24 protein-coding genes, 1 other RNA gene and 1 pseudogene are annotated in these 24,131 nt (G+C 54.0%); 19 read left to right on the forward strand and 7 right to left on the reverse strand.

What is annotated here, in order from left to right; all coding sequences use genetic code 11:
• The first annotated feature begins 75 nt into the window (after positions 1-75).
• Positions 76-1,209, forward strand: a complete 1,134-nt coding sequence (locus tag KNP06_RS03045; RefSeq protein ID WP_214787891.1) for a hypothetical protein — start codon at positions 76-78, stop codon at positions 1,207-1,209.
• Between the two features lie 335 nt (positions 1,210-1,544).
• Here the strand turns inward: KNP06_RS03045 and KNP06_RS03050 are convergent, their stop codons facing one another.
• Positions 1,545-1,751 carry a hypothetical protein gene (locus KNP06_RS03050; RefSeq protein ID WP_161787530.1) on the reverse strand — a complete coding sequence of 69 codons (207 nt, stop codon included), beginning with the start codon at positions 1,749-1,751 and terminating at the stop codon, positions 1,545-1,547.
• Complete coding sequence (locus tag KNP06_RS03055) at positions 1,724-2,074, reverse strand: iron-sulfur cluster biosynthesis family protein (RefSeq protein ID WP_034776892.1); 351 nt, start codon at positions 2,072-2,074, stop codon at positions 1,724-1,726. Before KNP06_RS03055 ends, KNP06_RS03050 begins: the two co-directional genes overlap by 28 nt.
• 119 nt (positions 2,075-2,193) lie before the next feature.
• Between KNP06_RS03055 and KNP06_RS03060 the strand changes: the two genes are divergently transcribed.
• Positions 2,194-3,906, forward strand: coding sequence for an ABC transporter ATP-binding protein (locus KNP06_RS03060; RefSeq protein ID WP_214752572.1), 1,713 nt, complete (start codon positions 2,194-2,196; stop codon positions 3,904-3,906).
• 91 nt (positions 3,907-3,997) lie between these two features.
• Positions 3,998-4,902, forward strand: a pseudogene (locus KNP06_RS03065) (zinc-binding dehydrogenase).
• A 47-nt stretch (positions 4,903-4,949) separates the two neighbouring features.
• Here KNP06_RS03065 and KNP06_RS03070 read toward each other — a convergent pair.
• A complete protein-coding gene (locus tag KNP06_RS03070) occupies positions 4,950-5,594 on the reverse strand; it encodes a YczE/YyaS/YitT family protein (protein ID WP_214787894.1) in 645 nt (214 codons plus the stop codon).
• Positions 5,595-5,938: 344 nt separating this feature from the next.
• On the opposite strand from KNP06_RS03070, the gene KNP06_RS03075 reads away from it, so the two are divergent.
• The 3 genes from KNP06_RS03075 to KNP06_RS03085 all read left to right on the forward strand — a co-directional run bounded on the left by KNP06_RS03075 (position 5,939) and on the right by KNP06_RS03085 (position 8,277).
• Positions 5,939-7,153, forward strand: coding sequence for a DASH family cryptochrome (locus KNP06_RS03075; RefSeq protein WP_214787896.1), 1,215 nt, complete (start codon positions 5,939-5,941; stop codon positions 7,151-7,153).
• A 75-nt stretch (positions 7,154-7,228) separates the two neighbouring features.
• Positions 7,229-7,415: non-coding RNA, 6S RNA (gene ssrS, locus KNP06_RS03080), on the forward strand.
• 94 nt (positions 7,416-7,509) lie between these two features.
• The gene (locus KNP06_RS03085; protein WP_214763823.1) at positions 7,510-8,277 is read left to right on the forward strand and encodes a tRNA threonylcarbamoyladenosine dehydratase; all 768 of its coding nucleotides are present in this window, start codon (positions 7,510-7,512) and stop codon (positions 8,275-8,277) included.
• A 23-nt stretch (positions 8,278-8,300) separates the two neighbouring features.
• Here the strand turns inward: KNP06_RS03085 and KNP06_RS03090 are convergent, their stop codons facing one another.
• The gene (locus tag KNP06_RS03090) at positions 8,301-9,608 is read right to left on the reverse strand and encodes a replication-associated recombination protein A (RefSeq protein ID WP_034776901.1); all 1,308 of its coding nucleotides are present in this window, start codon (positions 9,606-9,608) and stop codon (positions 8,301-8,303) included.
• A 60-nt stretch (positions 9,609-9,668) separates the two neighbouring features.
• Between KNP06_RS03090 and cymR the strand changes: the two genes are divergently transcribed.
• The 4 genes from cymR to KNP06_RS03110 are packed head-to-tail and all read left to right on the forward strand — an operon-like array spanning position 9,669 to position 13,025.
• Positions 9,669-10,076, forward strand: coding sequence for a cysteine metabolism transcriptional regulator CymR (gene cymR / locus KNP06_RS03095; RefSeq protein WP_021066920.1), 408 nt, complete (start codon positions 9,669-9,671; stop codon positions 10,074-10,076).
• A gap of 11 nt (positions 10,077-10,087) precedes the next feature.
• Positions 10,088-11,230 carry a cysteine desulfurase family protein gene (locus KNP06_RS03100; protein WP_214787898.1) on the forward strand — a complete coding sequence of 381 codons (1,143 nt, stop codon included), beginning with the start codon at positions 10,088-10,090 and terminating at the stop codon, positions 11,228-11,230.
• A 3-nt stretch (positions 11,231-11,233) separates the two neighbouring features.
• A complete protein-coding gene (mnmA, locus tag KNP06_RS03105; protein ID WP_214787900.1) occupies positions 11,234-12,355 on the forward strand; it encodes a tRNA 2-thiouridine(34) synthase MnmA in 1,122 nt (373 codons plus the stop codon).
• 4 nt (positions 12,356-12,359) lie between these two features.
• The gene (locus KNP06_RS03110) at positions 12,360-13,025 is read left to right on the forward strand and encodes a tetratricopeptide repeat protein (protein WP_214763825.1); all 666 of its coding nucleotides are present in this window, start codon (positions 12,360-12,362) and stop codon (positions 13,023-13,025) included.
• A 44-nt stretch (positions 13,026-13,069) separates the two neighbouring features.
• On the opposite strand, the gene KNP06_RS03115 is transcribed toward KNP06_RS03110, so the two are convergent.
• The 3 genes from KNP06_RS03115 to KNP06_RS03125 form a co-directional block, all read right to left on the reverse strand.
• Positions 13,070-13,516, reverse strand: coding sequence for a hypothetical protein (locus KNP06_RS03115; protein ID WP_214763826.1), 447 nt, complete (start codon positions 13,514-13,516; stop codon positions 13,070-13,072).
• The gene (locus KNP06_RS03120; protein WP_214787902.1) at positions 13,513-13,788 is read right to left on the reverse strand and encodes a hypothetical protein; all 276 of its coding nucleotides are present in this window, start codon (positions 13,786-13,788) and stop codon (positions 13,513-13,515) included. Before KNP06_RS03120 ends, KNP06_RS03115 begins: the two co-directional genes overlap by 4 nt.
• A gap of 63 nt (positions 13,789-13,851) precedes the next feature.
• The gene (locus KNP06_RS03125) at positions 13,852-14,400 is read right to left on the reverse strand and encodes a VOC family protein (RefSeq protein ID WP_214787904.1); all 549 of its coding nucleotides are present in this window, start codon (positions 14,398-14,400) and stop codon (positions 13,852-13,854) included.
• Positions 14,401-14,518: 118 nt separating this feature from the next.
• On the opposite strand from KNP06_RS03125, the gene KNP06_RS03130 reads away from it, so the two are divergent.
• The 9 genes from KNP06_RS03130 to udk all read left to right on the forward strand — a co-directional run bounded on the left by KNP06_RS03130 (position 14,519) and on the right by udk (position 24,045).
• Positions 14,519-15,205 (forward strand): magnesium and cobalt transport protein CorA, encoded by a 687-nt coding sequence (locus tag KNP06_RS03130; RefSeq protein ID WP_214787906.1) that lies wholly within the window; start codon positions 14,519-14,521, stop codon positions 15,203-15,205.
• Between the two features lie 70 nt (positions 15,206-15,275).
• Complete coding sequence (gene recD2, locus KNP06_RS03135; protein WP_251129595.1) at positions 15,276-17,483, forward strand: SF1B family DNA helicase RecD2; 2,208 nt, start codon at positions 15,276-15,278, stop codon at positions 17,481-17,483.
• Between the two features lie 310 nt (positions 17,484-17,793).
• Positions 17,794-20,433: an alanine--tRNA ligase gene (gene alaS, locus KNP06_RS03140; RefSeq protein WP_214787909.1), complete on the forward strand. Its 2,640-nt coding sequence runs from the start codon at positions 17,794-17,796 to the stop codon at positions 20,431-20,433.
• Between the two features lie 37 nt (positions 20,434-20,470).
• Positions 20,471-20,737, forward strand: coding sequence for an IreB family regulatory phosphoprotein (locus tag KNP06_RS03145; protein WP_029595797.1), 267 nt, complete (start codon positions 20,471-20,473; stop codon positions 20,735-20,737).
• Between the two features lies 1 nt (position 20,738).
• On the forward strand, positions 20,739-21,161 hold the full coding sequence (ruvX, locus tag KNP06_RS03150) for a Holliday junction resolvase RuvX (protein ID WP_034776916.1): 423 nt from the start codon (positions 20,739-20,741) through the stop codon (positions 21,159-21,161).
• A 13-nt stretch (positions 21,162-21,174) separates the two neighbouring features.
• Positions 21,175-21,477 carry a DUF1292 domain-containing protein gene (locus KNP06_RS03155; RefSeq protein ID WP_034776918.1) on the forward strand — a complete coding sequence of 101 codons (303 nt, stop codon included), beginning with the start codon at positions 21,175-21,177 and terminating at the stop codon, positions 21,475-21,477.
• Positions 21,478-21,548: 71 nt separating this feature from the next.
• Positions 21,549-22,691 (forward strand): endolytic transglycosylase MltG, encoded by a 1,143-nt coding sequence (gene mltG / locus KNP06_RS03160; RefSeq protein ID WP_138859711.1) that lies wholly within the window; start codon positions 21,549-21,551, stop codon positions 22,689-22,691.
• Positions 22,692-22,751: 60 nt separating this feature from the next.
• Positions 22,752-23,393, forward strand: a complete 642-nt coding sequence (locus KNP06_RS03165) for an O-methyltransferase (protein ID WP_138859710.1) — start codon at positions 22,752-22,754, stop codon at positions 23,391-23,393.
• A gap of 16 nt (positions 23,394-23,409) precedes the next feature.
• Positions 23,410-24,045 carry a uridine kinase gene (udk, locus tag KNP06_RS03170; RefSeq protein WP_034776924.1) on the forward strand — a complete coding sequence of 212 codons (636 nt, stop codon included), beginning with the start codon at positions 23,410-23,412 and terminating at the stop codon, positions 24,043-24,045.
• The last annotated feature ends 86 nt before the right edge of the window (positions 24,046-24,131 follow it).

Raw genomic sequence — 24,131 nt, forward strand, 5'->3', positions numbered from 1 at the left:
GTATATGTGAATAAGTGGAAAGGTGATATAGTTATGGAATAAATTGTATGATGAAGATGGGGGAGCCGGGGAAGCATGAAACCAAGAAAAATTGTTCAATCGATCGGGTTGGTGATTGGATTGACGACAATCTTAGCAGGATGTAATCAAGAAACGGAAGCGACGCCGAAAGTTGACGAGACCGTCGAGGAGGCCAAATCGGAAGATTCGGAAATGATTCGATTGCGTCCCGTCGCCGAGGAAGCCTCAATCGGGGCAGTGAAGGACTATGACCTATCATCGTTCTTCCAACATAAAGTCGCGATGATTGCACCGGAGCATATGGTCGATGAACACATTGTCTATACGGATTCTGTCGGTGAAGTCGGCCATGACATCTACGTGTATGATACGGAACGAGCAACTAATCGGTCGTTACATAAGACATCGAGAACAATCGGTAGTCTCGTCGGCATCAAAGATGAAATATTTTGGATTGAATATGAACTGACTGAAGACAATGGATATGCTTGGTCCATTTTCCGGATGAAGCTCGACGCATCGGAACTGACTGAACTTTATAACGGGGTCAGTATGTTCGAGACGCCCGTTCCTCATTTGAATGCATCGGATGATCGCGTCACATGGGTTGATTATGAGGCATCAGAAACGATGACGACGTCGGCGGTGATGCAGTATTTGTATGATACGGCCACGGTGGAAACGATTCAGACGTACACGCTTCAAGAAGGGGAGAAACGAGATGGCGAGTACGTATTCGATTACAGAGTTGGTGAGGACGGTGTCATCGTCCATCGAAGCTCATTCGCTGATGGGGAAAAGACGACAAAGTTAACCACGCTCGATGGAACGTTTGACGAGGATATGGGCGCATTGGTCGACTTTGAAACAGGTGCGGACTATGTTGCTCTTGGAAAAGAAGGACGTGCCGATTTTGTAGGGCTGACGGGGGGAGCGAAACAGTTCCAACATAAAAGCACACAGTCAAAGATTACATTTGACTCGTTTCGTTTCTTGCCGGATCAGCGAATCCTATTCCGCGAAGGCATGAATCGCTTATTAGTTGCGGATTTGAATGAAGCGACGGTTTCGTATTTGCCGAGTCGAGGCGGCACGACGTCCAAGCCGATCTATCGTGATGGTCAAATCGCCTACGCCGAACTTGGGGATGGCGGGTTGATTACGTTTTACAGCATCGATGTGAACTGACATGGAAACTAAAAATCGTCACCTCCGGTTATGGAAGTGACGATTTTTGTTGCTTCATCTACTCGTTTTATGATTCGTCCGGCTTCTAGATTTGATTGATCGGAGGATCACCGTAGCGAGAAGAAGCAAAGCTAACATAAAACCGATATACGTCAGATTCACGAAAAGTGAAGATAAAGTATCTTCAAATCGGATGCTGAACCAAACCCATAGCCCTGTAATAAATACGCCCCAGAGCGCTGTCGGATAGTTAAGCATTTTGTTTTTAAACCACATGAGATAGCCCCCTTTTTAGAAATTATATCATGTGGATTGGAATAAAAACCTTATATCCCCTAATTATCCATTCGTTTACTAGTCTGCTGAAGCGCGAACCCGAAAGCGAACAGCGAGGCAATCACGGCCGTCATCGTATAGACGGAGTCGGTGAAAGCGAGGAAGATGCCGAACAAGCCGAGCCCGAAGCTGAGGAGAAACCACAGCCAGAGGCTCGGATGGTCTCGTAACGCCTGTTTCATCGGCTCGGGACGTTCAACTGGCAACCGGTCCCGTCGGTCACGAGCAAGTTCGAGTTGAACACTTGGCCGTTGCTCTTCAAGACGAGAGATCGTTTATCTTCGCGATAGTCGATGATCATGTCTTCGTCGAGAAACACTTTCGTCCAGTTCTTGATGAGGATCGGGCCGATGTTCGAATCAATCTCGACGTCTTCCGGTGTCGTTTCGGTCACGTAGCGAATCTCGAAGATGCCGCTATTGCCGCAGCCGCAACCTTCCGTCTCATAAAACAAATGCATCTGTCCTTTACGGTCGCCTTTTAAAGCGTCAATCCGCTCTTGGGCGCGTTCTGTAATTTGTACGTTCATTTGAATCAGCTCCTTATGTCTATTATACCGCGCTGTAAAAAAGATTGAAAAAGACGTGCTTCCCGTTTTCCACTTCCTGCAAAAAGGCGTAAACTATTTGTTTAGAAGGGGGAAACGACATGATCTCACGTTTTTTTAGTTATTACCGTCCACATAAGAAGTTATTCATCCTCGATTTCTCGTTCGCCATCCTCGTCGGTCTGCTCGAGCTCGGCTTTCCGCTCGCCGTGCAATGGTTCATCGACGATTTGTTGCCAGGTGGGGAATGGAACTGGATTATCATCATCAGCATCGGCTTGCTCATCCTTTACATACTCGCCATGATGATGCAGTACGTCGTCAACTATTGGGGGCATAAGCTCGGCATCAATATCGAGACCGATATGCGGGAAGAGCTGTTCACCCATATCCATAAACAGTCGTTCCGGTTCTTCGATAACCACAAGACCGGCCATTTGATGAGTCGGGTGACGAACGACTTGTTCGATATCGGCGAAGTGGCGCACCACGGGCCTGAAGATTTCTTCATCGCCATCATGACGCTGCTCGGTGCGTTCGGGATCATGTTCTCGATCGACCCGCAACTCGCGCTCGTGACGGTCGTCGCCGTGCCGTTCCTCGTCATCATGATCACGTATGCCAACAAGAACATGAACAAGGCGTGGCAAAAGATGTATACGAACATCGGCGAAGTGAACGCCCGTGTCGAGGACAGCGTCTCTGGGGCACGCGTCGTCCAATCGTTCACGAACGAGACGTTCGAAATCAACCGCTTCCAAAAAGATAACAATTTCTATCGCGGCTCGAAAATCGAGGCGTATCGGGTCATGAGTAAGTCGCTCGCCGGGATTTACATCACGACGCGGCTCATGACGCTGCTCGTCCTTGTCTACGGCGCCTATTTGACGTATCAAGGTCAACTCTCATACGGTCAGCTCGTCGGGTTCATCCTCTATATGAACTTGCTCATCAAGCCGATCGAGAAAATCACGGCCCTCCTCGAGATGTACCCGAAAGGGATGGCGGGCTTCAAACGATTCACGCAACTCCTCGACGAGGCCCCGGACATCGAGAACCGTCCGGACGCCGTCGACGTCAAGACGCTTAAAGGCGACATCGCTTTCCAAAACGTCTCGTTCGGCTACTCGGACTATCGGCAAGTGTTGACCGACATCGACCTCGACATCAAGGCCGGAACGACGGTCGCCCTCGTCGGGACGAGCGGGGCCGGGAAGACGACAATCTGTTCGCTCATCCCGCGTTTCTATGATGTGACGAGTGGGAAAATCACAATCGACGGCATGGACATCCGTGATATGACGAAAGAGAGTCTGCGCCGCCAAATCGGGATCGTGCAACAAGACGTGTTCTTGTTCGCCGGGACGCTCCGTGAGAATATCGCCTACGGAAAACTGGACGCGACCGACGCGGAGATTATGCATGCGGTCGAGAAGGCGCATTTGAACTCGCTCGTCGAGGAGCTCGAGCATGGTCTCGAGACGCAAATCGGGGAGCGGGGCTTGAAACTGTCGGGCGGTCAGAAACAACGGATCGCCATCGCCCGCATGTTCCTCAAAAATCCGCCGATCTTGATATTAGATGAGGCGACGTCCGCGCTCGACACGGAGACGGAAGCGATCATTCAAGACTCGCTCAATGAACTCGCGGCTGACCGGACGACGCTCATCATCGCCCACCGTTTGGCGACGGTGAAGAATGCTGACCGCATCCTCGTCGTTACCGCTGACGGCATCGTCGAGGACGGGACGCACGATGAATTGAGCATGAAAGGCGGCGTGTTCGCCGGATTGCTCAGACGCCAACAACTATAAGGAATGGGCAGCCACCAATAATTTTTGGTGGCTGTCGTGCGTTAGTTGGGTATAGACAAGCAAATAGTGGTTATGAGGAGGAAAACAAGTGATGAAAGCCGTACAAGTCATCGGTTACGGGGACGTCGATCAATTACAGGTCGTCGATGTCCCATTCCGAGCCCGAAACAAGGGGAAGTGCTCGTGCGCGTGAAAGCGTGCGGGATTAACAATACCGAGATTTGGATGCGAGAAGGCGCGTATGGGACGGACAAAGAGTCGGGCTGGCGGCCGGAAGGGGACGAGCATATCGCTGACGATATGTCGTTCATCGGCTCCGAGTACGACGGCGGATACGCCGAATATGTCGTCTGGCCGGCAGAGCTCTGTTTCGATATGCCGCTCGACAGTTTCGTTGACAGCGCCGTCTTCACGGTGAGCGGGTTGACGGCGTGGCATATGAACGAACAGATTGAGATTCAGCCGGGGCAGACGATCTTCGTCACGGGTGCGAGCGGTGGCGTCGGTTCGTTCAACGTCCAAATCGCGGCGAACGTGCATGGGGCGAACGTGTTCGCCATCGTCGGGGACTTGAAAGATGAAGCGAAGCTCAGGGAACTTGGGGCGGACCATGTCTTTTCATACCGCTCCGAGAGGCTTGCCGATGAGATTCTCGAGGCGAACGGAGGACCGGTCGATGCCGTACTCGACGTCGTCGGCGATGCCTTGTTCGCGACAGCGCTCAAGGTGTTGAAGAATGGCGGTAAGTTCTGTATTTCCGGTTCGGCCGGGGGGCAACAGACGAACCTCGACTTCCGGACGATGTATTTGAAACACATCACCATGTATGGTTCCGTGCTTGGCACACGCGCGGAGTTCCAAACGATGCTCGAGGCGATTAAAGCTGGTAAGGTCAGGCCGATCGTCGACCCGACGTTCCTGCTCGCTGAGGCACGGGATGCGCAGGTGTATTTCAAACAGCGCGGCAAGTTCGGGAAGATCGTCCTCGTCCCATAACCAAAAAGAGAGGAAACCGGACGCTGACATCCGATTTCCTCTCTTTTTTATGCCGCCACTTTCGCCCGGTCGATGACCGAGACGAGACGCCGGAACTGTTCAAGCCAAAACTGGAAGAACGGACCGATCAAGAAAATCGACAGCACCGTCCCGAAAAAGACAGGTCCGCCCAGTACCCAGCCGATGAGGCAAGCCGTCAGTTCTATCCACGTCCGCATCATGCGGACCGACGTGTTGAACCGGTCGGCCAAGGCGAGTGTCAATCCGTCCCGTGGGCCGGCCCCGTAGCCGATGGCGACGTACAAGCCGGCACCCATGCCGATGACGAAGATGCCGAGGACGAGCCAGGCGATGTTGAGCGCGATGCCATCAAGCTGCGGCAACCAGTGATGGTCGAGAATCAAGTTCATGAACACGCCGACGAAGACAGCGTTGACGAGTGTCCCGAACTGGGGCCGAATCCGGTCGAGTATGTACTTGCAGAGGACGAGCAAAAGACCGACGAGCAAGATGATCGTCCCGACGGAAATCGGAGTGTGCCGGGCGAGCCCGAGATGGAGCACGTCCCATGTCGACACGCCGAGGTCGGCCGTGATCATCATCGACGACCCGAGGGCGAGCAGGAACAGGCCGCCCATGAATAACGCCCACTTCAAACTGATTCGTAAAGATTGTACCCATACCGCGTGCATGATGGTCGCCTCGATTCCCTAAAATGTTCCACCATCATATCATATCTCGTTTCCACACAAGAAAAAAAAGCCTCGGACGAGGTCCGAAGCGCTTGGCTCACTTTTTAGGTGTCGATGCTTTTTTTGCTTTGTTCTTTTTATAGTAATCGTAGACGAACGGTGCGACCGCCGTCGCGACTTTGATGAGTGTACCAAATTTACCTTTTCTAGCCATGTTGCTGCACCCCTTTCTGTTCTAATGATGTATATTCCACCTGTTTAGGAAATGAAAACATGTTTTCTACAGTTTCGTCTAAGGTAACACCAGCAGCCATGTCCCATAATGGGGGAAGGAGGCGAAAAAGATGAAGACGATTATCTGGTATCAAAACGATTTACGGGTCGACGACCATCGTCCGCTCGAGGAGGCGCACCGTCATGACGATCCGATTGAGGGCCATTACGTCATTGCGCAAGAAGAGCTCATTGAAAACCGCTTCGGCCATATTCCGCTCGGGCCGCGGCGACTCCAGTTTTTGAACGAGGCACTCGACGACTTGGCCGGTTCGCTCACAGCGTTTGGCATCCCGCTGTTCATCCATGTCGGACATCCACTCGACGTCTTCGAACCGACCGACCGCTTGTTATTCCAACGGTCGATCGGCTATAACGAACGGAGACGTGAACGTGAGGTCACAACCGCGTGGCAAGGCGAATATCAATCGTTCGACGGATTCACCCTCTATCCGCGGGAAGAGATTCCATTTGAGAAGCTGCCATTCCTCTTCACCGAGTTTCGGAAAGCGGTCGAAGCTGATGCGAGACCGGACCGATTGGTCGAACGTTCGCCTATGAAGGAATGGCGTGCCGTCGATTTTCCGGTCGCTTATACACAGCCGGGACAGGACGCACGGACTGCGTTCCCGTTCCAAGGCGGGGAACGGGCGGGGCGAGCGCGTCTCGCCGCCTATTTGGCCGATCCGGTCAGAACGTACAAAGAGACACGAAACGGCTTCGGGGTCGACGACTCGTCGAAGCTGTCGGCTTATCTCGCCAACGGGTCGCTCTCACCGCGCCGGGTGCTGCACGAGCTCGAGCAACATGAGCGGTCACACGGGGCGAATGAGTCGACGTATTGGCTCTATTTTGAATTGCTCTGGCGTGATTTCTTCCAATGGGTCGCACTCGAGCAAGGGAAACGACTCTTTCGGGCCCAAGGCATCCGTTCGAAACGAAAGACGTGGCGCGTCGACCCTGACGTCATCGCGCGTTGGCAGGCGGGTGAGACAGGCGTCGACTTTGTCGATGCGTTCATGCGTGAGTTGAACGCGACGGGATGGATGTCGAACCGGGGCCGTCAAATCGTCGCGAGCTACTTCGCAAAAGAACTCGGGCAAGACTGGCGCATCGGCGCGTCCTATTTCGAATCGACGCTAATTGACTATGATGTCGCGAGCAACTACGGTAATTGGGCGTACCAGGCCGGTGTCGGCAACGACTCACGCGACCGGCATTTCAACGTCAGTCGGCAACAAGACACGTACGACCCGACCGGTGCGTTTCGTAACATGTGGTTGTGACGAAACTGTCACGAGAAGTCATCGTTTCTGATTGACTTCTTTTTACAGACAGTGCTATAGTAAGGTCAACAGATGGGATACCTGAGGTGTACGAGAGCCGCCTTCGTTATTTTGAGCCAACACTTTGAATACGGGAGACCGAACTGCTATCCAGATCAACTGCCTCATCACGTGCAGGAGGACTTGTGAAGGGGACGCTAGGTCACCCACCTGCTTAAGCAGGTTCAAAAGCAGGGCATCGTCACGGCACTCCGGGTCCCATCAATTTTATTGTAAAACGTCGCTAGGCGTCTTTTTTTTGATTATAATTCCGAGTAAAATAGTGTGAGAAAATAGGATTCATTTGGAGGAAGAGTATGTTACACCAGTTTTCACGTAATGAGTTGGCCATTGGTCAAGAAGGTTTAGAAACATTGAAAGGGAAGACGGTCGCCATCCTCGGTGTCGGCGGTGTCGGGTCGTTCGCGGCCGAGGCGCTCGCACGCAGTGGCGTCGGACGAATCGTGCTCGTCGATAAAGATGATATCGATATCACGAACGTCAACCGCCAGATTCACGCGCTCTTATCGACGGTCGGGCAACCGAAAGTCGAAGCGATGGCGACACGCCTCCTCGATATCAACCCTGAGCTCGAGCTCGTCAAATTAAAAATGTTCTACACGGAAGAGACGTTCGAAGAATTCTTCGCGCAAGACCTCGACTTCGTCATCGATGCCTCGGACACGATCATCTATAAGATCCACTTGATCGTCGAGTGCAAACGTCGTGGCATCCCGGTCATCTCGAGCATGGGCATGGCCAACAAGATGGATCCGACGCGCATCAAAGTCGTCGACATCAAGGATACGACATACGACCCGATCGCCAAAATGGTCCGGACGCGTCTCCGTAAAGAGCGCATCCATAAAGGCGTCCCGGTCGTCTTTTCAGACGAGTCGCCGATCGTGACACGCGAAGACGTGAATGAGGTCGTCGGGAAGAAAGATGCCCCGATCCGTAAAGCGAAGATGCCGCCGAGTTCGAACGCGTTCGTCCCATCGGTCGCCGGCCTCGTCGCAGCAGGGTACGTCGTCAACCAAATGCTTGAGACAGCTGGTGTCGAGATCAACCGCATCCAGAAATGAAAAAACGACGCGGCTCAAAAGAGTCAGCGTCGTTTTTCCCAATAATCGAGTCGTTTTTGCAGCTGTTGCTCGAAGCCACGGCTCGTCGGTGTATAATATTTAGGACGTTTTCGGGCCAAGTTCTCCGGCCAGTAGTTTTGCGCGACGTAGCCGTCTTTCTCGTCGTGCGGGTATTTGTATCCGGCACCGTTGCCGAGCTCGCGGGCGCCTGGGCTGTGCGCGTCACGGAGATGGACCGGTACCGGACCGCCTTCGACCGTCCGGACGTGGTGAATCGCCTTATCGATGGCGGTGATGACCGCGTTCGATTTCGGTGCCGTTGCGAGATATAGGACGGCCTGTGCCATCGGGATGCGCGCTTCCGGGAAACCGACGTGTTCGCTCGCGCGAGCGGCTGCATCGACGATGACGAGCGCGTTCGGGTCACTGAGCCCGATATCTTCGGCCGCATGCACATAGAGCCTGCGCATGATGAAACGCGGTGATTCGCCGGCCTCGATCATGACGGCGAGCCAGTACAGTGCCGCGTCCGGGTCCGAGCCGCGAATCGACTTAATGAACGCCGAGATGACGTCATAGTGCCGGTCACCCGTCTTGTCGTACTTGATGGCCTTTTGTTGAATCGACTCCTCGGCCACGTCGAGTGTGATTTGAATCTTGCCATCGACCTCGGGCGTCGTCAATACGGCCAGCTCGAGGGCGTTCAACAGGACACGGTAGTCACCGTCCGCCATTTTGATATAATGGTCCACGGCAGCTTCCTCGATTTGGACGGGATAGTTGCCGAGTCCCTTTTTATCAGCGAGAGCCCGCTCCAAGACGACACGAAGTTCGTCTGGTCCAGGCGGTTCGAGCCGAAACACGGTCGCGCGCGACAGCAACGCCGCGTTGACCTCAAAACTCGGGTTTTCGGTCGTCGCCCCGATCAAGATGAGCTTCCCGGCCTCGAGTGCCGGGAGCAGGGCGTCTTGTTGCAGTTTATTGAAACGATGAATCTCGTCTAAAAATAAGATCGTTCGTTCTTGTTCGAAGTCGAATCGGGACTCGGCCTCACGGATGACACTCCGGAGTTCATCAAGTTTGGCCGTGACGGCGTTCAATTGGACGAACGTCGCTTTCGTATAATTTGAAATGACGCGGGCGAGCGTCGTCTTGCCCGTTCCCGGCGGTCCATACAGGATGATCGTGCCGAGGCGGTCGGCCTCGATGGCCCGCCGCAGCAATTTGCCTTCGCCGATGATGTGGCGTTGACCGATGACTTCGTCTAACGTTTCAGGCCGCATCCGATTGGCGAGCGGGCCGCTATTCGATTGCTGAAATAAATCACTCATACGTACACATTCCTTTCGACAAACGTTTGTTCGACTAGTATAGCAGAAGGAGACATGAAGATGAAAATATCTACAAAAGGTCGTTATGGATTGACGATCATGATCGCACTGGCCCGGGAAACGGACAACAAACCGCTCAGCTTGAAAAAGATTGCGGCCCGGCATGACTTGCCGGAACATTACTTAGAGCAGTTGATCGGTCCACTTCGCAACGGCGGTCTCGTCAAGAGCGTCCGCGGGGCGTACGGCGGCTATCAGCTCGTCAAACCGGCAACGGACATCACGGCGGGAGAAATCATCCGCTTGCTCGAAGGGCCGCTCACAATCGTCGAAGACTCAGAAGCGGACGATGCCGTGAAACGGAAGCTTTGGGATAAAATCAAAGCGGCGATCGAGAAAGTGCTCGAAGAGACGACACTCGCCGATCTCGCTGAAGAAGATTCTGATGGCTATATGTTCTATATATAAAGATGAGGTGAATGAATATGAACTATTTTGATCATGCCGCAACGACGCCGATGCGTCCGGAAGTGCTCGAAGCGATGACACCTTATATGCTCGAACATTATGGCAACCCGTCGAGCATCCACGGCATCGGACGGACGGCCCGCGCCGAGCTAGACGCTTCGCGCCGGACACTCGCCACGTGGATTGGGGCGACTTCGAACGAGATCGTCTTCACGTCCGGTGGGACTGAGTCGGACAACTATGCGTTGTTCGGCGCGGCGTACGCGAATCAACATAAAGGCAAACATTTGATTACGACGAAAGTCGAACACCACGCCGTCTTGCACGCGATGGAGCAACTCGAACGGGAAGACTTTGATGTGACGTATCTCGATGTCGACGCGACGGGTGCGGTGACGCTTGACTCCGTTCGTGCTGCGCTCAGGGACGATACGATTCTCGTCTCGGTCATGTACGGCAACAACGAGGTCGGCACACTTCAACCGATTGCGGAAATCGGTGCGCTCCTCGCCGACCATCAGGCCTATTTCCATACGGACGCCGTCCAAGCGCTCGGTACGGAAACGATTGATGTCAAGGCGCTCGGGGTCGATTTATTGTCGGCCTCGGCCCATAAAATCAATGGCCCGAAAGGTATCGGTTTTCTTTTTATAAAAACAGGTGTAAAATTAGCGACGCGTTCTTTTGGAGGACAACAAGAACGGAAACGTCGAGCCGGCACGGAAAACGTTCCGGGTGCCGTCGGGTTCCAACAAGCAGCCGAACTGGCCAAAATCGAACAGGTCGAACGAGTGGGCGCGTACCAGCAAATGACCGAGGCGCTCTTCAAGCGACTCGATGAACTCGGAGTCGAGTATGACGTGAACGGGGCGAACCGCTTACCGCACATCGTCAACTTGTATCTCCCGGGCATCGAACTTGAACCGTTCCTCATCATGATGGACATGCGCGGCTTTGCCATCTCGAGCGGCAGTGCCTGCACGGCAGGGTCGATTGAACCGTCACACGTATTGACGGCGATGTTCGGGACGTCGGATCGGACGAAACAGTCCGTCCGCATCAGCTTTGGACATGGCAACTCGGTCGCAGACGTGGAGCGGCTCGCCGAACGACTCTCTGAGGTCGTCTCGACATTCACGAACGGAGTGAGATAAATCATGAACTTACGCACAAAAGCCCCTGCCGAGACGACGGTCGTCGTCGGGATGTCAGGCGGCGTCGATTCATCGGTGACGGCCCATTTGCTGAAAGAGCAAGGGTATAACGTTATCGGAATCTTTATGAAAAACTGGGATGATACGGACGAGAACGGTGTCTGTACGGCGACCGAAGACTATGAAGATGTCATTGCGGTCGCGAACCAAATCGGGATTCCTTATTATGCGGTCAACTTTGAGAAAGAATATTGGGACCGCGTGTTCGAATACTTCTTGGCCGAGTACCGTCTCGGGCGGACGCCGAACCCGGACGTCATGTGTAACAAGGAAATCAAGTTCAAGGCATTCCTTGACCACGCGCTTCGCCTCGGTGCCGACTTCGTCGCGACCGGGCACTACGCACGGGTCGAGTACGTCGACGGTGAGCATCGACTTCTTCGTGGGAAAGATGACAACAAAGACCAAACGTACTTCTTGAACCAGTTGTCACAAGACCAACTCGCGCGGACGATGTTCCCGATTGGTCATGTGGACAAGAAAGACGTCCGTGTCATCGCCGAAGAAGCGGGGCTCGCGACAGCGAAGAAAAAAGATTCGACGGGCATCTGCTTTATCGGAGAGCGCAACTTCAAAGAGTTCCTCTCGGAGTATTTGCCATCACAACCAGGCATCATGCAGACGCTCGATGGGGAACAAAAAGGAAACCATGACGGGCTCATGTATTACACGCTCGGTCAACGCCACGGCCTCGGCATCGGCGGCGACGGGGACCCATGGTTCGTCGTCGGCAAAAACGTGGAAGAAAACATCCTCTACGTCGGCCAAGGGTTCCATCATGACGCGCTCTATTCGGACGCGTTGCTCGCATCGAAGCTGTCATGGACAGGTGCCGTCCCAACAGGCGAGTTCCGGGCGACGGCGAAATTCCGCTACCGTCAACAAGACGTGCCTGTGACGATCGCGCCACTTGAAAATGGCGAAGTGCTCGTCAAATTTGATGAGCCGCAACGTGCGATCACGCCAGGACAGGCCGTCGTCTTCTATGACGGTGATATCTGCCTCGGTGGTGCGACGATTGACGAAGCGTATCGAAACGGAAAACGACTCGACTATATCGGATGAGGTGATGACTTTGAACGCAAACGAATTAGGCATCCAAGCGATGCAACAAGGTGAGTTCGAACAGGCGGCCAAGCAGTTCAATGCTGCCATCGAAGCGGACCCGACGGACCCGACCGGTTACGTCAACATGGGTACGCTCTTGCAAGCGATCGGCGACCATGAACGGGCCGTCGTCTTTTACGATAAGGCGCTCGAACTCGACAACGCGTTCGGCGCGGCCCATTACGCGAAGGGAGCGCTCGCCTATGAGCTCGAACAGCTCGACTTGGCCGAGGCATCTCTGCGTCAGGCGCTGCTCGCCGGGATGGACGACGCCGACCTTCATTTCATGCTCGGCTTGACGTACAAGGCGATGGGCGACTTCGTCCGGGCCTTGCCGCGTCTTCGGGAAGCGATGAAGCAGGCACCGGAAGACGTCGAAATTTCGTTCCAATACGGGCTCGCGCTCGCGCAGAACGAACAGCTCGACGAGGCCGTCGAAGCGCTCGAGCATACGCTCGACCTCGACGCGAGCCATACGGACGCACGCTACAACTTGGCGATCGCCTACGCCTTCCTCGGTGAACAGGACAAGACGTACGCCGAGCTTGAACGTGTGCTCGAGTTGCAACCGGACCACGCGCTCGCGTATGACGCGAAAGCGAAAATGGATGAATTGCTCGGTAACTAAATTAATATAGCGCTTCTCGCAGTTTTTGCGAGAGGCGCTTTTTGTTAGTCCCAATAATGGAAGATGACGTTACCGACCGTCTCTGGTTCCCAATATTTGATTTCTCCGCGTTCCGCCTTGTTCAGAAACGGCTGTAGCGACAAATCGAACCGCTCATTCAACTCAGCCGCTAACGGAATCTGATAGGTGTCAGGAAACATGTCGGTCAGTTCGGGTACATCGATGAATTCATATTGAAACGGTTCGAGTTTGGAGATGCCGATGACAGGATAGTTTCTGCTGAGCAGGACATAGATGGTTTGCTCACTCCATGTGATACTCGCCTGGTGATAATTCGGAGTGATTTCGTCCCCAATGGTAAAGGAACATATTCCTCGTTTAATCCGGGTGAACTCAAAACAAATCGATTTGAACGTCTTCCAATCTGACCCTGGGGCGGAACAGTCGCCGTATGAAAAGCCGGTGATACATTCAGGGAGGGTGAGCGTCATGCGGACACCTCCCCGATGACCCAAATCAAAAGATTAAAAGTCGTCAATACAAGCGTGCCGGAGAGCGCGAGGTAGCTCCACAAGACACGCTTTCCGGACTTGGCTCGTCGTACACCATCCATCAAAATCAGGAAACTCGTCCCGAATGAGACGAACGCCAACGCTGCAAACGAAGTGGGTCGGTCGAGCGTGGGAAACGCATCGATCACAAAATACAGCCCAAAGGTGAGCAAGCCTAAACAAGCCATGAGGAAAAGCGGGAAGAAACGCATAAAACACAACCTTTTCCATTTTCTCTCATCGTATCATGTGGGGTTGTCGAGCGTATACGTGAATCAGAGTTGCTTCGTCGTGATTTTTACGGGCTCGCCACCGAACTTCTCGTACGCCTCGTCCATATTTTTCGTGTATAGCTCGATCACGTTCTTGCTCGGGTCTTTGAAGTAGGCCGAGCGCTCTTTACCGTTGACCGTCTCGTCCTCGTCCCACGTCCGGAGTTTCGTCGGGATGTTTGACGCCTCTAACACTTCGAGCGTTTGGTCGAACGACTCCATCGGAACGAAAAATGCGCAGTGGACGTGGGCGCCGCCTTCATCATAGAGCGTGTCCCACTCGGTCACGTCCTCTTGGCGATTCGATTCTTCTTCTGACGTGAAATCTCGTTTCAGCCAAAGGCCGAGGCGCGTATTCCCACCGACATAGAGCCACGTCGCCCAAGGTTCGTCCGCGTGCTCCTGTGCCTCGCTCGGCTCGGCATCATCACCGACCCATTGTTCGACGACGGGCAGTCCGAGCTTGCCGTGCCAAAAATCGACGGCCTCGGTCATGTCGGTCACTTCTAACACGAGTTCACACAGGCCACTGATTGGAATACGGTTCATCATACATAATCCCTCCTTCATAGGTTCACTCGAACAGTTCCCGCTTTGATTCGACGAAAAACGTGCATAGCCGTCCGAGTGTTCGGGAAATGGATTAGCAATGTGAGAGGGGAGAAATCATATGCGGATGTTTAGTTTGGTCAGCGTCGTTATTTTTTTCATCATCGAATGGTTCATGCTCGGTCGTCTGTTCATCGAAGTCGATAATCGTCTCGCGACGGGCGAGTGGACGAATAATCTCTTGTTCCGGGTCGTCGTCGAGTCGGAACGGGCGACGACCGTGCTGTTACTCCTGTTTGCGACATTTTTTGTGATCGGTGTCGTCATGCATTGGGTATTGTCGGCGAACAAGTCCTGGTCCGTGACGTTTGGTGCGGTCGGGGTGGCGTGGGTCGTCCCGGCCCTGCTTGCCCTCGTGGCTTGGTTCATCCCGAACCCGTACGTCCAGCTAGGGATCATCGTGTTGCAGCTGTCGTTCATCCCGCTCGTCCCGTTCGTCGGACAGACGGTACGGCTCGGTCACGTCGTGTTGAACTGGGGCGTCCACGTCATCGCCGCGGGACTTGTGCTGTTGATTCAGCGACCATCGCTTGAGCAACTGTTTCGTGTCGAGCGGACCGAGCTGTTCGAGCGGCTCGAAGGTTATGTTAATTCGGGGGAGCTGGAACGGTTCGAACGACTGCTTGAAACCGTGGACTTGGAGCAACTTGAGCGCATCTTGAACCGAATCGATGTCGATCAGCTGATTCGGATTCTTGAACGTGTCGACCTCGACCAGCTCGAGCGCATCCTCAACCTGTTCAGTTAGGCGATTTGTCCTACCGTTCAAACTCGGGCTATAATGGGGGATGGAAAACTAGCTGGAGGTGGCTCGAATGATGGCAGCACCTTACGAGTTGACAGGAAAAGTCATCCGCGTCCTGTTTCAATCGGAAGAAGAAGCGCACACGATCGCGCTCGTACGTATAAAAGAAAAGAACTTTGAGACAGACGAGACCGAGATGGTCATCGCCGGTGTCGGCGTCGGCATCGAGAAAGGCGAGACGTATAAAGCGCACGGGCGTCTCGTCGACCATCCCCGATTCGGGAAACAGATGAAAGCGGAATGGATCCGCCGTGTCGTCCCGATGACAAAACGCGCGGCCGTCCGGTTTTTGACGAATGGCTCTTTCCCGGGAATCGGGCAAAAGACGGCCCAAAAGATTGCTGACGCACTCGGAGACGACTGCATCGACCAAATCGTCAAGCATCCGAGTATCTTGTCGAACGTCGACGGCTTGAAAGAAAAGCAGGCCCGTGTCATCACCGAACGGTTGAACATCTTGTATGGGGTCGATCAGTTGCTGTTGTTTTTGGCGCCGTTCGACGTCACACCACGACTCGCCTCGAAGATTCATAAAGAGTATGAAGGTCGGGCGATGGAGACGATCGAGAAAAATCCATACGCCCTCATGTATGACGTTCAAGGCATCGGCTTTAAGACGGCCGACGCCATCGCCGCCCATTTCGGGATTCAAGGGATTCACCCGGAACGGATCGCGGCGGCCGTGTTGTACGTGCTCGAGCTCGAGCAAGGGAACGGGCACTTGTTCGTCACGGCCGATCAGCTCGCGAATGAGATGCCGCGCATCATCGGCGGCGACCCGGGCGAGGCGCTCGTCTCGGCGCTCGAGACGCTCGCGAACGATGAACGTGTCATCGTCGAGGACGGGGTCGTCTATCATCCACGCGTGTACCGGGCCGAACAAAAAGCGGCCGAGGAACTCGCGCGCATCATGTCGACATCGACGACGGAAGACGTCGATATGACGACGATCTTTGATGCGGTCGGTCGCGTCGAGGAGATGTTCTCGATCGAGTATGCCAAGCAACAACGAGAGGCGATCGAACTTGCCTTGAAGTCGCCGCTCATGGTGCTGACAGGCGGACCCGGGACCGGTAAAACGACCGTCGTCCGCGGTATCATCCACGCGCTCAGCGACGTGTTCGACTGGAAGCTTGAACCGGTACAGAACCAACCGTTCCCGTTCGTGCTCGCCGCACCGACCGGCCGGGCCGCGAAACGGCTCAGTGAGTCGACGGGCTTGCCGGCCTCGACGATTCACCGTCTCTTAAAGTTTGATGGCAGCTCGTTCCAAGTCGATGACACGAATCCGCTCGTCGGAAAAGTGCTCATCGTCGACGAGGCGTCGATGATTGATATCTTCTTGTTCCGCAGCCTGCTTCGGGCCGTGCCGAACGGGATGAAAATCCTCTTCGTCGGTGACCGGGATCAATTGCCTTCGGTCGGACCGGGCCAAGTGCTCGCCGATTTGATGGCGACCGACGGGATTCCCGTCGTCCGGCTCGATGTCGTCCATCGGCAGGCGTCCGAGTCGAGCATCCTTCGTCTGGCGCACGCGCTCAACGCGAAACAGATGCCGGACGATTTGCTCGCGGCACTGCCGGACCGTCGCTTTTATACGGCCAACCAAGAGACGGCACTCCGGGCGATCTGTCAAATGGCCGGGGCCGCGCTGCGAAAAGGTTATTCCCCATTCGATATCCAAGTGCTCGCACCGACGTACCGTGGGGTGTGCGGCATCGACGGATTGAACGAGGCGCTCCAAAACGTGTTCAATCCGAAATCGGCGGCCCGGGAAGTGAAACACGGCAACCGGACGTACCGAAACGGGGATAAAGTGCTCCAACTCGTCAATAACGCCGAGGAGAACGTTTATAACGGCGATATCGGTGAAATCACGAACATTTTCTATGCGAAAGAAAACGTCGACAAGGTCGACAAAATCTATATCCGCTTCGATCAGACCGAGGTCGAGTATAACCGGAGCGAATGGGACCAGTTCACCCACGCCTATGCCATCACCATCCATAAGTCACAAGGGTCCGAGTTCCCGATCGTGCTCATGCCCGTCTTCTTCAACGGCGGCTTCCGCTCGTCGCGCAACTTGATTTATACGGCCGTCACCCGGGCGAAGAAGAGTTTGCTCTTGTTCGGGGACGTCCGTGCGCTCGAGGCGGCGACGCGAGAAGAAGAGCCGGTGCGGCGGACGAAACTCGTCGAGCGGCTAGGCGGCAAGTCTTGACGTCTCCCGATTGACGTGTGATAATGACGAATAGAAAACTGAAACGATTAAAGACGATGAAGGAAATGAGTACGTCGTAACCGCCTCACCAGAGACATCTTCCTAGGCTGTGAGAAGATGGGGGTCCGGTCGACCGAAGCTAGTCTGGAGTCCCCACTCACCCTGGGCGCCTCATCCGCGTTATCGGATGTTCGAGGCACGGCTTTGCCGTGCGAACGAGGGTGGTACCACGAAGCGATGCTTTCGTCCCTTTCCACAGGGATGAGCATCGCTTTTTTTCGTTTCGTTTAAACTGAAGGAGGAATTGTTGATGAAACCGCTCAAACCATTAACTGGCGCACAGATTCGCCAAATGTATTTAGATTTCTTCAAATCGAAAGGACACAGTGTCGAGCCGAGTGCCTCACTCGTACCGGTCGAAGATCCGACGCTTCTTTGGATCAACTCAGGCGTCGCGACGCTCAAAAAATACTTTGACGGCCGTGTCATTCCAGCCAACCCGCGCATCGTCAACGCGCAGAAGTCGATTCGGACAAACGATATCGAGAACGTCGGGAAGACGGCGCGTCACCATACGTTCTTCGAAATGCTCGGGAACTTCTCGGTCGGTGATTACTTCCGCGAAGACGCGATCAAATGGGGCTGGGAACTTCTGACGAGCGACGAATGGTACGGGCTCGACCCGGATCGCTTGTCGGTGACGATTCACCCGGAAGATGAAGAAGCGAAACAACTTTGGCTCGCACTCGGCGTGCCGGCCGACCGCATCATCCCACTCGAAGAGAACTTCTGGGAAATCGGGGAAGGCCCGTCTGGCCCGAACACAGAAATCTTTTTCGATCGCGGACCTGCGTTCGGCGACGACCCGACCGATCCAGAACTATACCCGGGCGGCGAGAACGAGCGTTACCTTGAAATTTGGAACATCGTTTTCAGTCAGTTCAACCATGACGGGCACGGCAACTATACCGAGCTCCCACGGAAAAACATTGATACAGGGATGGGTCTCGAGCGGATGGCGAGCGTCATGCAAGACGTACCGACGAACTTCGACACGGACTTGTTCATGCCAATCATCCGCGAGACAGAGAAAATCAGCGGCGAGACGTACCGCACCGACAGCAGCAAAGATGTGGCGTTCAAAGTCATCGCTGACCACATCCGCACCGTCTCGTTCGCGATCGGCGACGGGGCGCTCCCATCGAACGAAGGCCGTGGCTACGTGCTTCGTCGTTTGCTTCGCCGTGCCGTCCGCTATGCGAAGATGCTCGGCATCGAGCGTCCGTTCATGTATGAGCTCGTCGACGTCGTCGGCGACATCATGGTCGACTTCTACCCTGAAGTCCGTGAGAAGAAAGACTTCATCAAGAAAGTCGTCAAGAATGAAGAAGAGCGTTTCCACGAGACGCTTCATGACGGTCTTGCTATCTTGAACGAAGTCGCGAAAGCACAAAAAGCGGCCGGTTCGAACGTCATCAGCGGTGAAGATGCGTTCCGTCTCTACGATACGTACGGTTTCCCGCTCGAGTTGACGATCGAGTACGCCGAAGACCACAAATTGACGGTCGACGAGGATGGATTCAAACAAGCGATGAACGCTCAGCGTGAACGCGCTCGGACTGCCCGTGCCGACGTTGAGTCGATGCAAATCCAGTCAGGCGTTCTTGCGGAAATTACGCTTCCATCATCATTCGTCGGGTACACGAACCTCGGAACTGAAGCGAAAATCATCAGCTTGATTCATGATGGAGAGCTCGTTGACGTCGTCGCGGCAGGGGAAGAAGCACAAGTCATCCTCGATCAGACGCCATTCTACGCTGAGAGCGGCGGTCAAATCGGCGATAAAGGACAAATCGTCGGGTCGGACTTCGTCCTTCACGTGAAAGACGTCTCGAAAGCGCCGAATGGCCAAAACTTGCATACGGTCACGGTCACGTCAGGTGTCGCCAAGGCAGAAGTCGCGGTGACGGCTACGGTCGATCAAAGCTCGCGTCAAGCGATCATCAAAAACCACACAGCGACGCACTTGTTGCATCGCGCGTTGAAAGACACGCTCGGTGAGCACGTCAACCAAGCAGGTTCGCTCGTGACACCAGACCGTCTTCGCTTTGACTTCTCGCACTTCGGCCAAGTGACGGCTGAAGAGCTCCAATCGATTGAACGTCAAGTGAACGAACGCATCTGGGCGTCAATCGCTGTCGATATCGAAGAAATGAACATCGCCGATGCGAAAGCGAAAGGTGCGATGGCGCTCTTCGGTGAGAAGTACGGGGATGTCGTCCGCGTCGTCGCTGCCGGTGACTCGGTCGAACTTTGCGGTGGTTGCCACGTCGGCAACACGGCGGAAATCGGTCTCTTCAAAATCTTGTCGGAATCAGGAATCGGAGCCGGTACACGTCGCATCGAGGCGGTCACAGGAGCTGGTGCTTACGAAGTGATGAACCAGCACATCGAGACGCTCGAGACGGCAGCGAAACTGCTCAAGACAAAACCGCTTGAAGTGCCGACGCGTGTCCAAGCGCTTCAAACTGAAATGAAAGAACTTGAACGCGCGAGCGAATCGCTCAAAGCGAAACTCGCCAACATCGAAGCATCGTCACTCACAGACGCCATCGAGACGTTCGGTGATGTCCAATTGATCGCTAAGCGCGTCGACGGACAAGATATGGACGCGCTGCGTGGCATGGTCGACGAATTGAAAGGCAAGCTCGGCTCGGCCGTCATCTTGCTCGGCTCGGCGAACGGCGACAAGGTCAACCTCGTCGCAGGTGTGACGAAAGACTTGAACGACCGTGGCTTCCATGCCGGGAAATTGATCAAAGAAGTGGCGACACGTTGTGGCGGAGGCGGCGGAGGCCGTCCTGACATGGCGCAAGCCGGAGGCCGTGATGCGACAAAACTGGATGAAGCATTGAAGTTTGCTTCACATTACGTTCAATCACTGGCATAATAGAGTGTGAAGTGCAAACGGAAAGAGGTGGATTCTTGTGAGCCAAATGGATCGCACGATGCAATTCAATTTTCCAGAAGATGATAATCGAGCCAACACTCGGGAGACACTGATCACGGTGTATCAAGCACTCGAGGAGAAAGGCTACCAACCGATCAATCAAATCGTCGGATACTTGTTGTCAGGTGACCCTGCCTACATCCCGCGTCATAACGATGCGCGAAACTTAATTCGCAAAATCGAACGAGATGAGCTGCTCGAAGAGCTGGTCAAATCGTATTTGAACGATCGTAGAGAGGATTAATATGAAGCGAGTCATGGGGCTCGATGTCGGTTCGAAGACGATTGGGGTCGCCGTGAGCGACCTCATGGGATGGACGGCGCAAGGTGTGGAGACGGTCTACTGGACCGAGCCGGACTTTGAGGAAGCTGTCCGTCTGCTTCAACCGATTATTGAGCAGTACGATGTGAAAGAAGTCGTTGTCGGCCTCCCGAAGAACATGAACGCGACAATCGGACCTCGGGGCGAGGCGTCACAGGCGTTTGCCGCGGCCCTCACCGAAGCGACCGGTTTGCCGACAGTTCTCGTCGACGAGCGTTTGACGACGATGCAAGCGGAGCGGATGCTCATTTCAGCAGACGTCAGCCGAAAAAAGAGAAAGGCCGTCATCGATAAGATGGCAGCCGTCATGATTTTACAAAATTACCTGGATCGTGCAGGCAAATAAGGAGGAATTACTCATGGCAGAAATCCGTCGTGAAGAAGAAATGTACCGTATTCCAGACGAAAATGGAGACGAGCATTTATTTGCAGAAATTTTCCGGATGACGAGCGACCGCTCGAAGAAGACGTTTGTCGTTCTTGAGCCGGTCGGCAATCCAGAAACAGAAGACGAAGATGACGACACAATCGAAGTGTACGCGTTTGAAATCGAAGAACTTGAAGATGGCGAGTTCATCTTGAAGCTCGTCGAAGACGATGATGACTTCGAGGAAGTCATGGAAGCGTTCGATATCGTCAATGACGAAGTTGGTTTAGACTAATACGTGGACGGGCGACTAGGGGAAACCCTCGTCGCCCATCTTCATAACAGAAGAACAGGGGAGAAATGCGCATGAACCATCCATCGATGTTTGATGAGAAGCGTGCACGTAACCGGATTGTTCGGCGAATTACGGTTATCATCCTTGCTGTCTTTCTTCTAGTGATCGCCACAGGTGCCGCGGTATCTTATGCGTTCGTGAAACGATCGCTCGAACCCGTTGACCCAGCTTCGACCGAAACGGTCGAGGTCGAGGTTCCGCTCGGTGCAGGTTCTGGTTACATTGGCGAACTACTCGAAGAGAATGGCCTCGTGAGGAATAGCACGATTTTCCGTTTTTACACACGGTTTAAAAATGAATCATCGTTCCAAGCGGGGACGTATACGTTGTCTCCGTCACAATCACTTGACGAGTTGATCGCCACGTTGAAGACGGGGAAAGTCATCGTCGTCCCGGATATCAAATTGGTGATCCCGGAAGGTTTTACGATCGACCAAGTCATCTCGCGTCTCGCAAAACAGGCTGATATTCCGAAAGAAGAGATTTCGGACCAACTGAGCGACGAGGAGTATATCCGCTCGCTCGTCAATGAGCATGAGATGCTGACGGACGAAGTGCTCGCCGACGGAATTTATCACCCGCTCGAAGGTTACTTGTTCCCGGCAACGTATGAGTTCGATAAAGGTGTGACGCTCACTCAGATCATCGATGAGATGCTCAAGCCGACCGAACAGCTCTATCTCGAATACGGCGATGCGGTCGAAGCGTCGGGACGCACGTTCCATGAGACGTTATCGCTCGCCTCGATCGTTGAGAAAGAAGCGGTCTCGACGGAAGACCGTCAAGAGATCGCGGGTGTGTTTGAGAACCGTCTGGCCGATGGCATGAAGTTGCAGTCCGACCCGACCGTCTGGTATGGTACCGGGGAGACTTCGATTTTCACATCGTTCAACGATCTCCAAAACGATTCACTTTATAACACATACCGCTACGAAGGGATCCCAATCGGACCAATCGCTGCGGTCAGTCGTGACGCATTCGTCGCCACGCTCAATCCGAACGATACGGATAACGTTTATTTCTACGCCCGACCACCGCGTGAAGGATTCCCGAACGGGGAAGTCTTGTTCGAAGTGGAGTACGAGGCGCACCAACAGAACGTCAACAAGTATCGTCCAGAATGGGAAGCGTTCGAAGAAGCAAACAACAATTGACGGATATGCGACCGGAAGCCTTGGCTTCCGGTCGTTTGAATGATTAGAGAGGTGTACGACGTGGAACATTCATCCTATGAAGGTTACGTGGAGAACTTGGTCACGCCCCGGTCGCCGTTATTGGCGGAGATGGAGGCGTTCGCCCGAGAACATCACGTGCCAATCATGGACTTGACCGGATCTGAAGTGTTGCTGTCGCTTCTCGCGATGCAACGTCCGAAACGGATCCTTGAGGTCGGTACGGCAATCGGATACAGTGCGATTCGAATGGCTGAACTGTTGCCGGACGCGGAAATCGTCACGATCGAACGAAACGCACGACGTCACGAAGAGGCACTCGGCTTTATCGGACGCTCGGACGTATCGGACCGAATCACTGTCATTCATGGTGATGCGGTGGAGTTGATCGGGACGATTGAAGGAGAATTCGATGCGGTCTTTATCGACGCGGCCAAAGGTCAGTATCAAAAATTCTTTGATGGGTATGGCGCTTTAGTACCAATTGGTGGTACGATTTACAGCGATAATTTATTTTTACGAGGGGACGTCCTGCTCGAGGATGTGTCAGTGCTTGACCGTCGACGCCGCCGGCTTGTTCGTCTCGTAAAAGAGTTTACTGAGCAATTGATGGCACGGACCGATTATCATACTGCAATTTTGCCCCTTGGTGATGGCCTAGCAATCAGTCGTAAATTACGATGAGGAGGACTTAACTTTGATGCAACATAAACCCGTCATTATCGGCGTGGCCGGGGGGACCGGATCAGGTAAGACGACCGTGGCCCGCGCGCTCGTGGATGCGTTCAAAGGACAATCGGTCGTCATGATCGAGCAAGACGCGTATTATAAAGACCAGTCAGAGATGACGATGGAAGAACGATATAAGACGAACTATGACCACCCGTTCGCATTCGATAACGATCTTTTGATCGAGCATATCAAGCAGTTACAAGAGCACAAGGCCATCGAGAAACCGGTGTATGACTATGCGGCGCACACGCGCTCGGACAAGACGATCTTGATCGAGCCGGTCGACGTCGTCATCGTCGAAGGTATTTTGGCGCTCGAGGACGATCGTCTGCGTGACTTGATGGACATTAAAGTGTTCGTCGACACGGATGCGGACGTCCGCATCCTACGCCGGATGCAGCGCGATCTCAATGAGCGGGGCCGGTCAATCGACTCGGTTGTCGCCCAGTATACGAACGTCGTCCGGCCGATGCATCTTCAATTTTGTGAGCCGACGAAACGCTACGCGGATATCATCGTCCCTGAAGGCGGAGAGAACTTTGTCGCCATCGATTTGCTCGTGACGAAGATTCGCTGGGTGCTGACAGAACGTAACCGCGCGTAAGGGAAATAAATCGTTTTCAATGTGAACTACTCACCACTTGCTTGTTTCGCAACTTGAAGTGGGAGTTTCTTGGGAAGACCGTGCTT

Source organism: Exiguobacterium sp. s21 (genome assembly GCF_018617975.1).
In the GTDB taxonomy this organism is placed as follows: domain Bacteria; phylum Bacillota; class Bacilli; order Exiguobacteriales; family Exiguobacteriaceae; genus Exiguobacterium; species Exiguobacterium mexicanum_A.

Bases quoted from the DNA above. Each gene is read 5' to 3' on its own strand.
- KNP06_RS03085 (WP_214763823.1), top strand. From the start codon at position 7,510: ATGTTACACCAGTTTTCACGTAATGAGTTGGCCATTGGTCAAGAAGGT.
- KNP06_RS03075 (WP_214787896.1), top strand. From the start codon at position 5,939: ATGAAGACGATTATCTGGTATCAAAACGATTTACGGGTCGACGACCAT.
- mnmA (WP_214787900.1), top strand. From the start codon at position 11,234: ATGAACTTACGCACAAAAGCCCCTGCCGAGACGACGGTCGTCGTCGGG.
- KNP06_RS03045 (WP_214787891.1), top strand. From the start codon at position 76: ATGAAACCAAGAAAAATTGTTCAATCGATCGGGTTGGTGATTGGATTG.
- KNP06_RS03090 (WP_034776901.1), bottom strand. From the start codon at position 9,608: ATGAGTGATTTATTTCAGCAATCGAATAGCGGCCCGCTCGCCAATCGG.
- KNP06_RS03155 (WP_034776918.1), top strand. From the start codon at position 21,175: ATGGCAGAAATCCGTCGTGAAGAAGAAATGTACCGTATTCCAGACGAA.
- ruvX (WP_034776916.1), top strand. From the start codon at position 20,739: ATGAAGCGAGTCATGGGGCTCGATGTCGGTTCGAAGACGATTGGGGTC.
- mltG (WP_138859711.1), top strand. From the start codon at position 21,549: ATGAACCATCCATCGATGTTTGATGAGAAGCGTGCACGTAACCGGATT.
- KNP06_RS03070 (WP_214787894.1), bottom strand. From the start codon at position 5,594: ATGCACGCGGTATGGGTACAATCTTTACGAATCAGTTTGAAGTGGGCG.
- alaS (WP_214787909.1), top strand. From the start codon at position 17,794: ATGAAACCGCTCAAACCATTAACTGGCGCACAGATTCGCCAAATGTAT.
- KNP06_RS03100 (WP_214787898.1), top strand. From the start codon at position 10,088: ATGAATATGAACTATTTTGATCATGCCGCAACGACGCCGATGCGTCCG.
- KNP06_RS03115 (WP_214763826.1), bottom strand. From the start codon at position 13,516: ATGACGCTCACCCTCCCTGAATGTATCACCGGCTTTTCATACGGCGAC.
- recD2 (WP_251129595.1), top strand. From the start codon at position 15,276: ATGGCAGCACCTTACGAGTTGACAGGAAAAGTCATCCGCGTCCTGTTT.
- cymR (WP_021066920.1), top strand. From the start codon at position 9,669: ATGAAAATATCTACAAAAGGTCGTTATGGATTGACGATCATGATCGCA.
- KNP06_RS03055 (WP_034776892.1), bottom strand. From the start codon at position 2,074: ATGAACGTACAAATTACAGAACGCGCCCAAGAGCGGATTGACGCTTTA.
- KNP06_RS03125 (WP_214787904.1), bottom strand. From the start codon at position 14,400: ATGATGAACCGTATTCCAATCAGTGGCCTGTGTGAACTCGTGTTAGAA.
- KNP06_RS03130 (WP_214787906.1), top strand. From the start codon at position 14,519: ATGCGGATGTTTAGTTTGGTCAGCGTCGTTATTTTTTTCATCATCGAA.
- KNP06_RS03120 (WP_214787902.1), bottom strand. From the start codon at position 13,788: ATGCGTTTCTTCCCGCTTTTCCTCATGGCTTGTTTAGGCTTGCTCACC.
- udk (WP_034776924.1), top strand. From the start codon at position 23,410: ATGCAACATAAACCCGTCATTATCGGCGTGGCCGGGGGGACCGGATCA.
- KNP06_RS03110 (WP_214763825.1), top strand. From the start codon at position 12,360: ATGACTTTGAACGCAAACGAATTAGGCATCCAAGCGATGCAACAAGGT.
- KNP06_RS03060 (WP_214752572.1), top strand. From the start codon at position 2,194: ATGATCTCACGTTTTTTTAGTTATTACCGTCCACATAAGAAGTTATTC.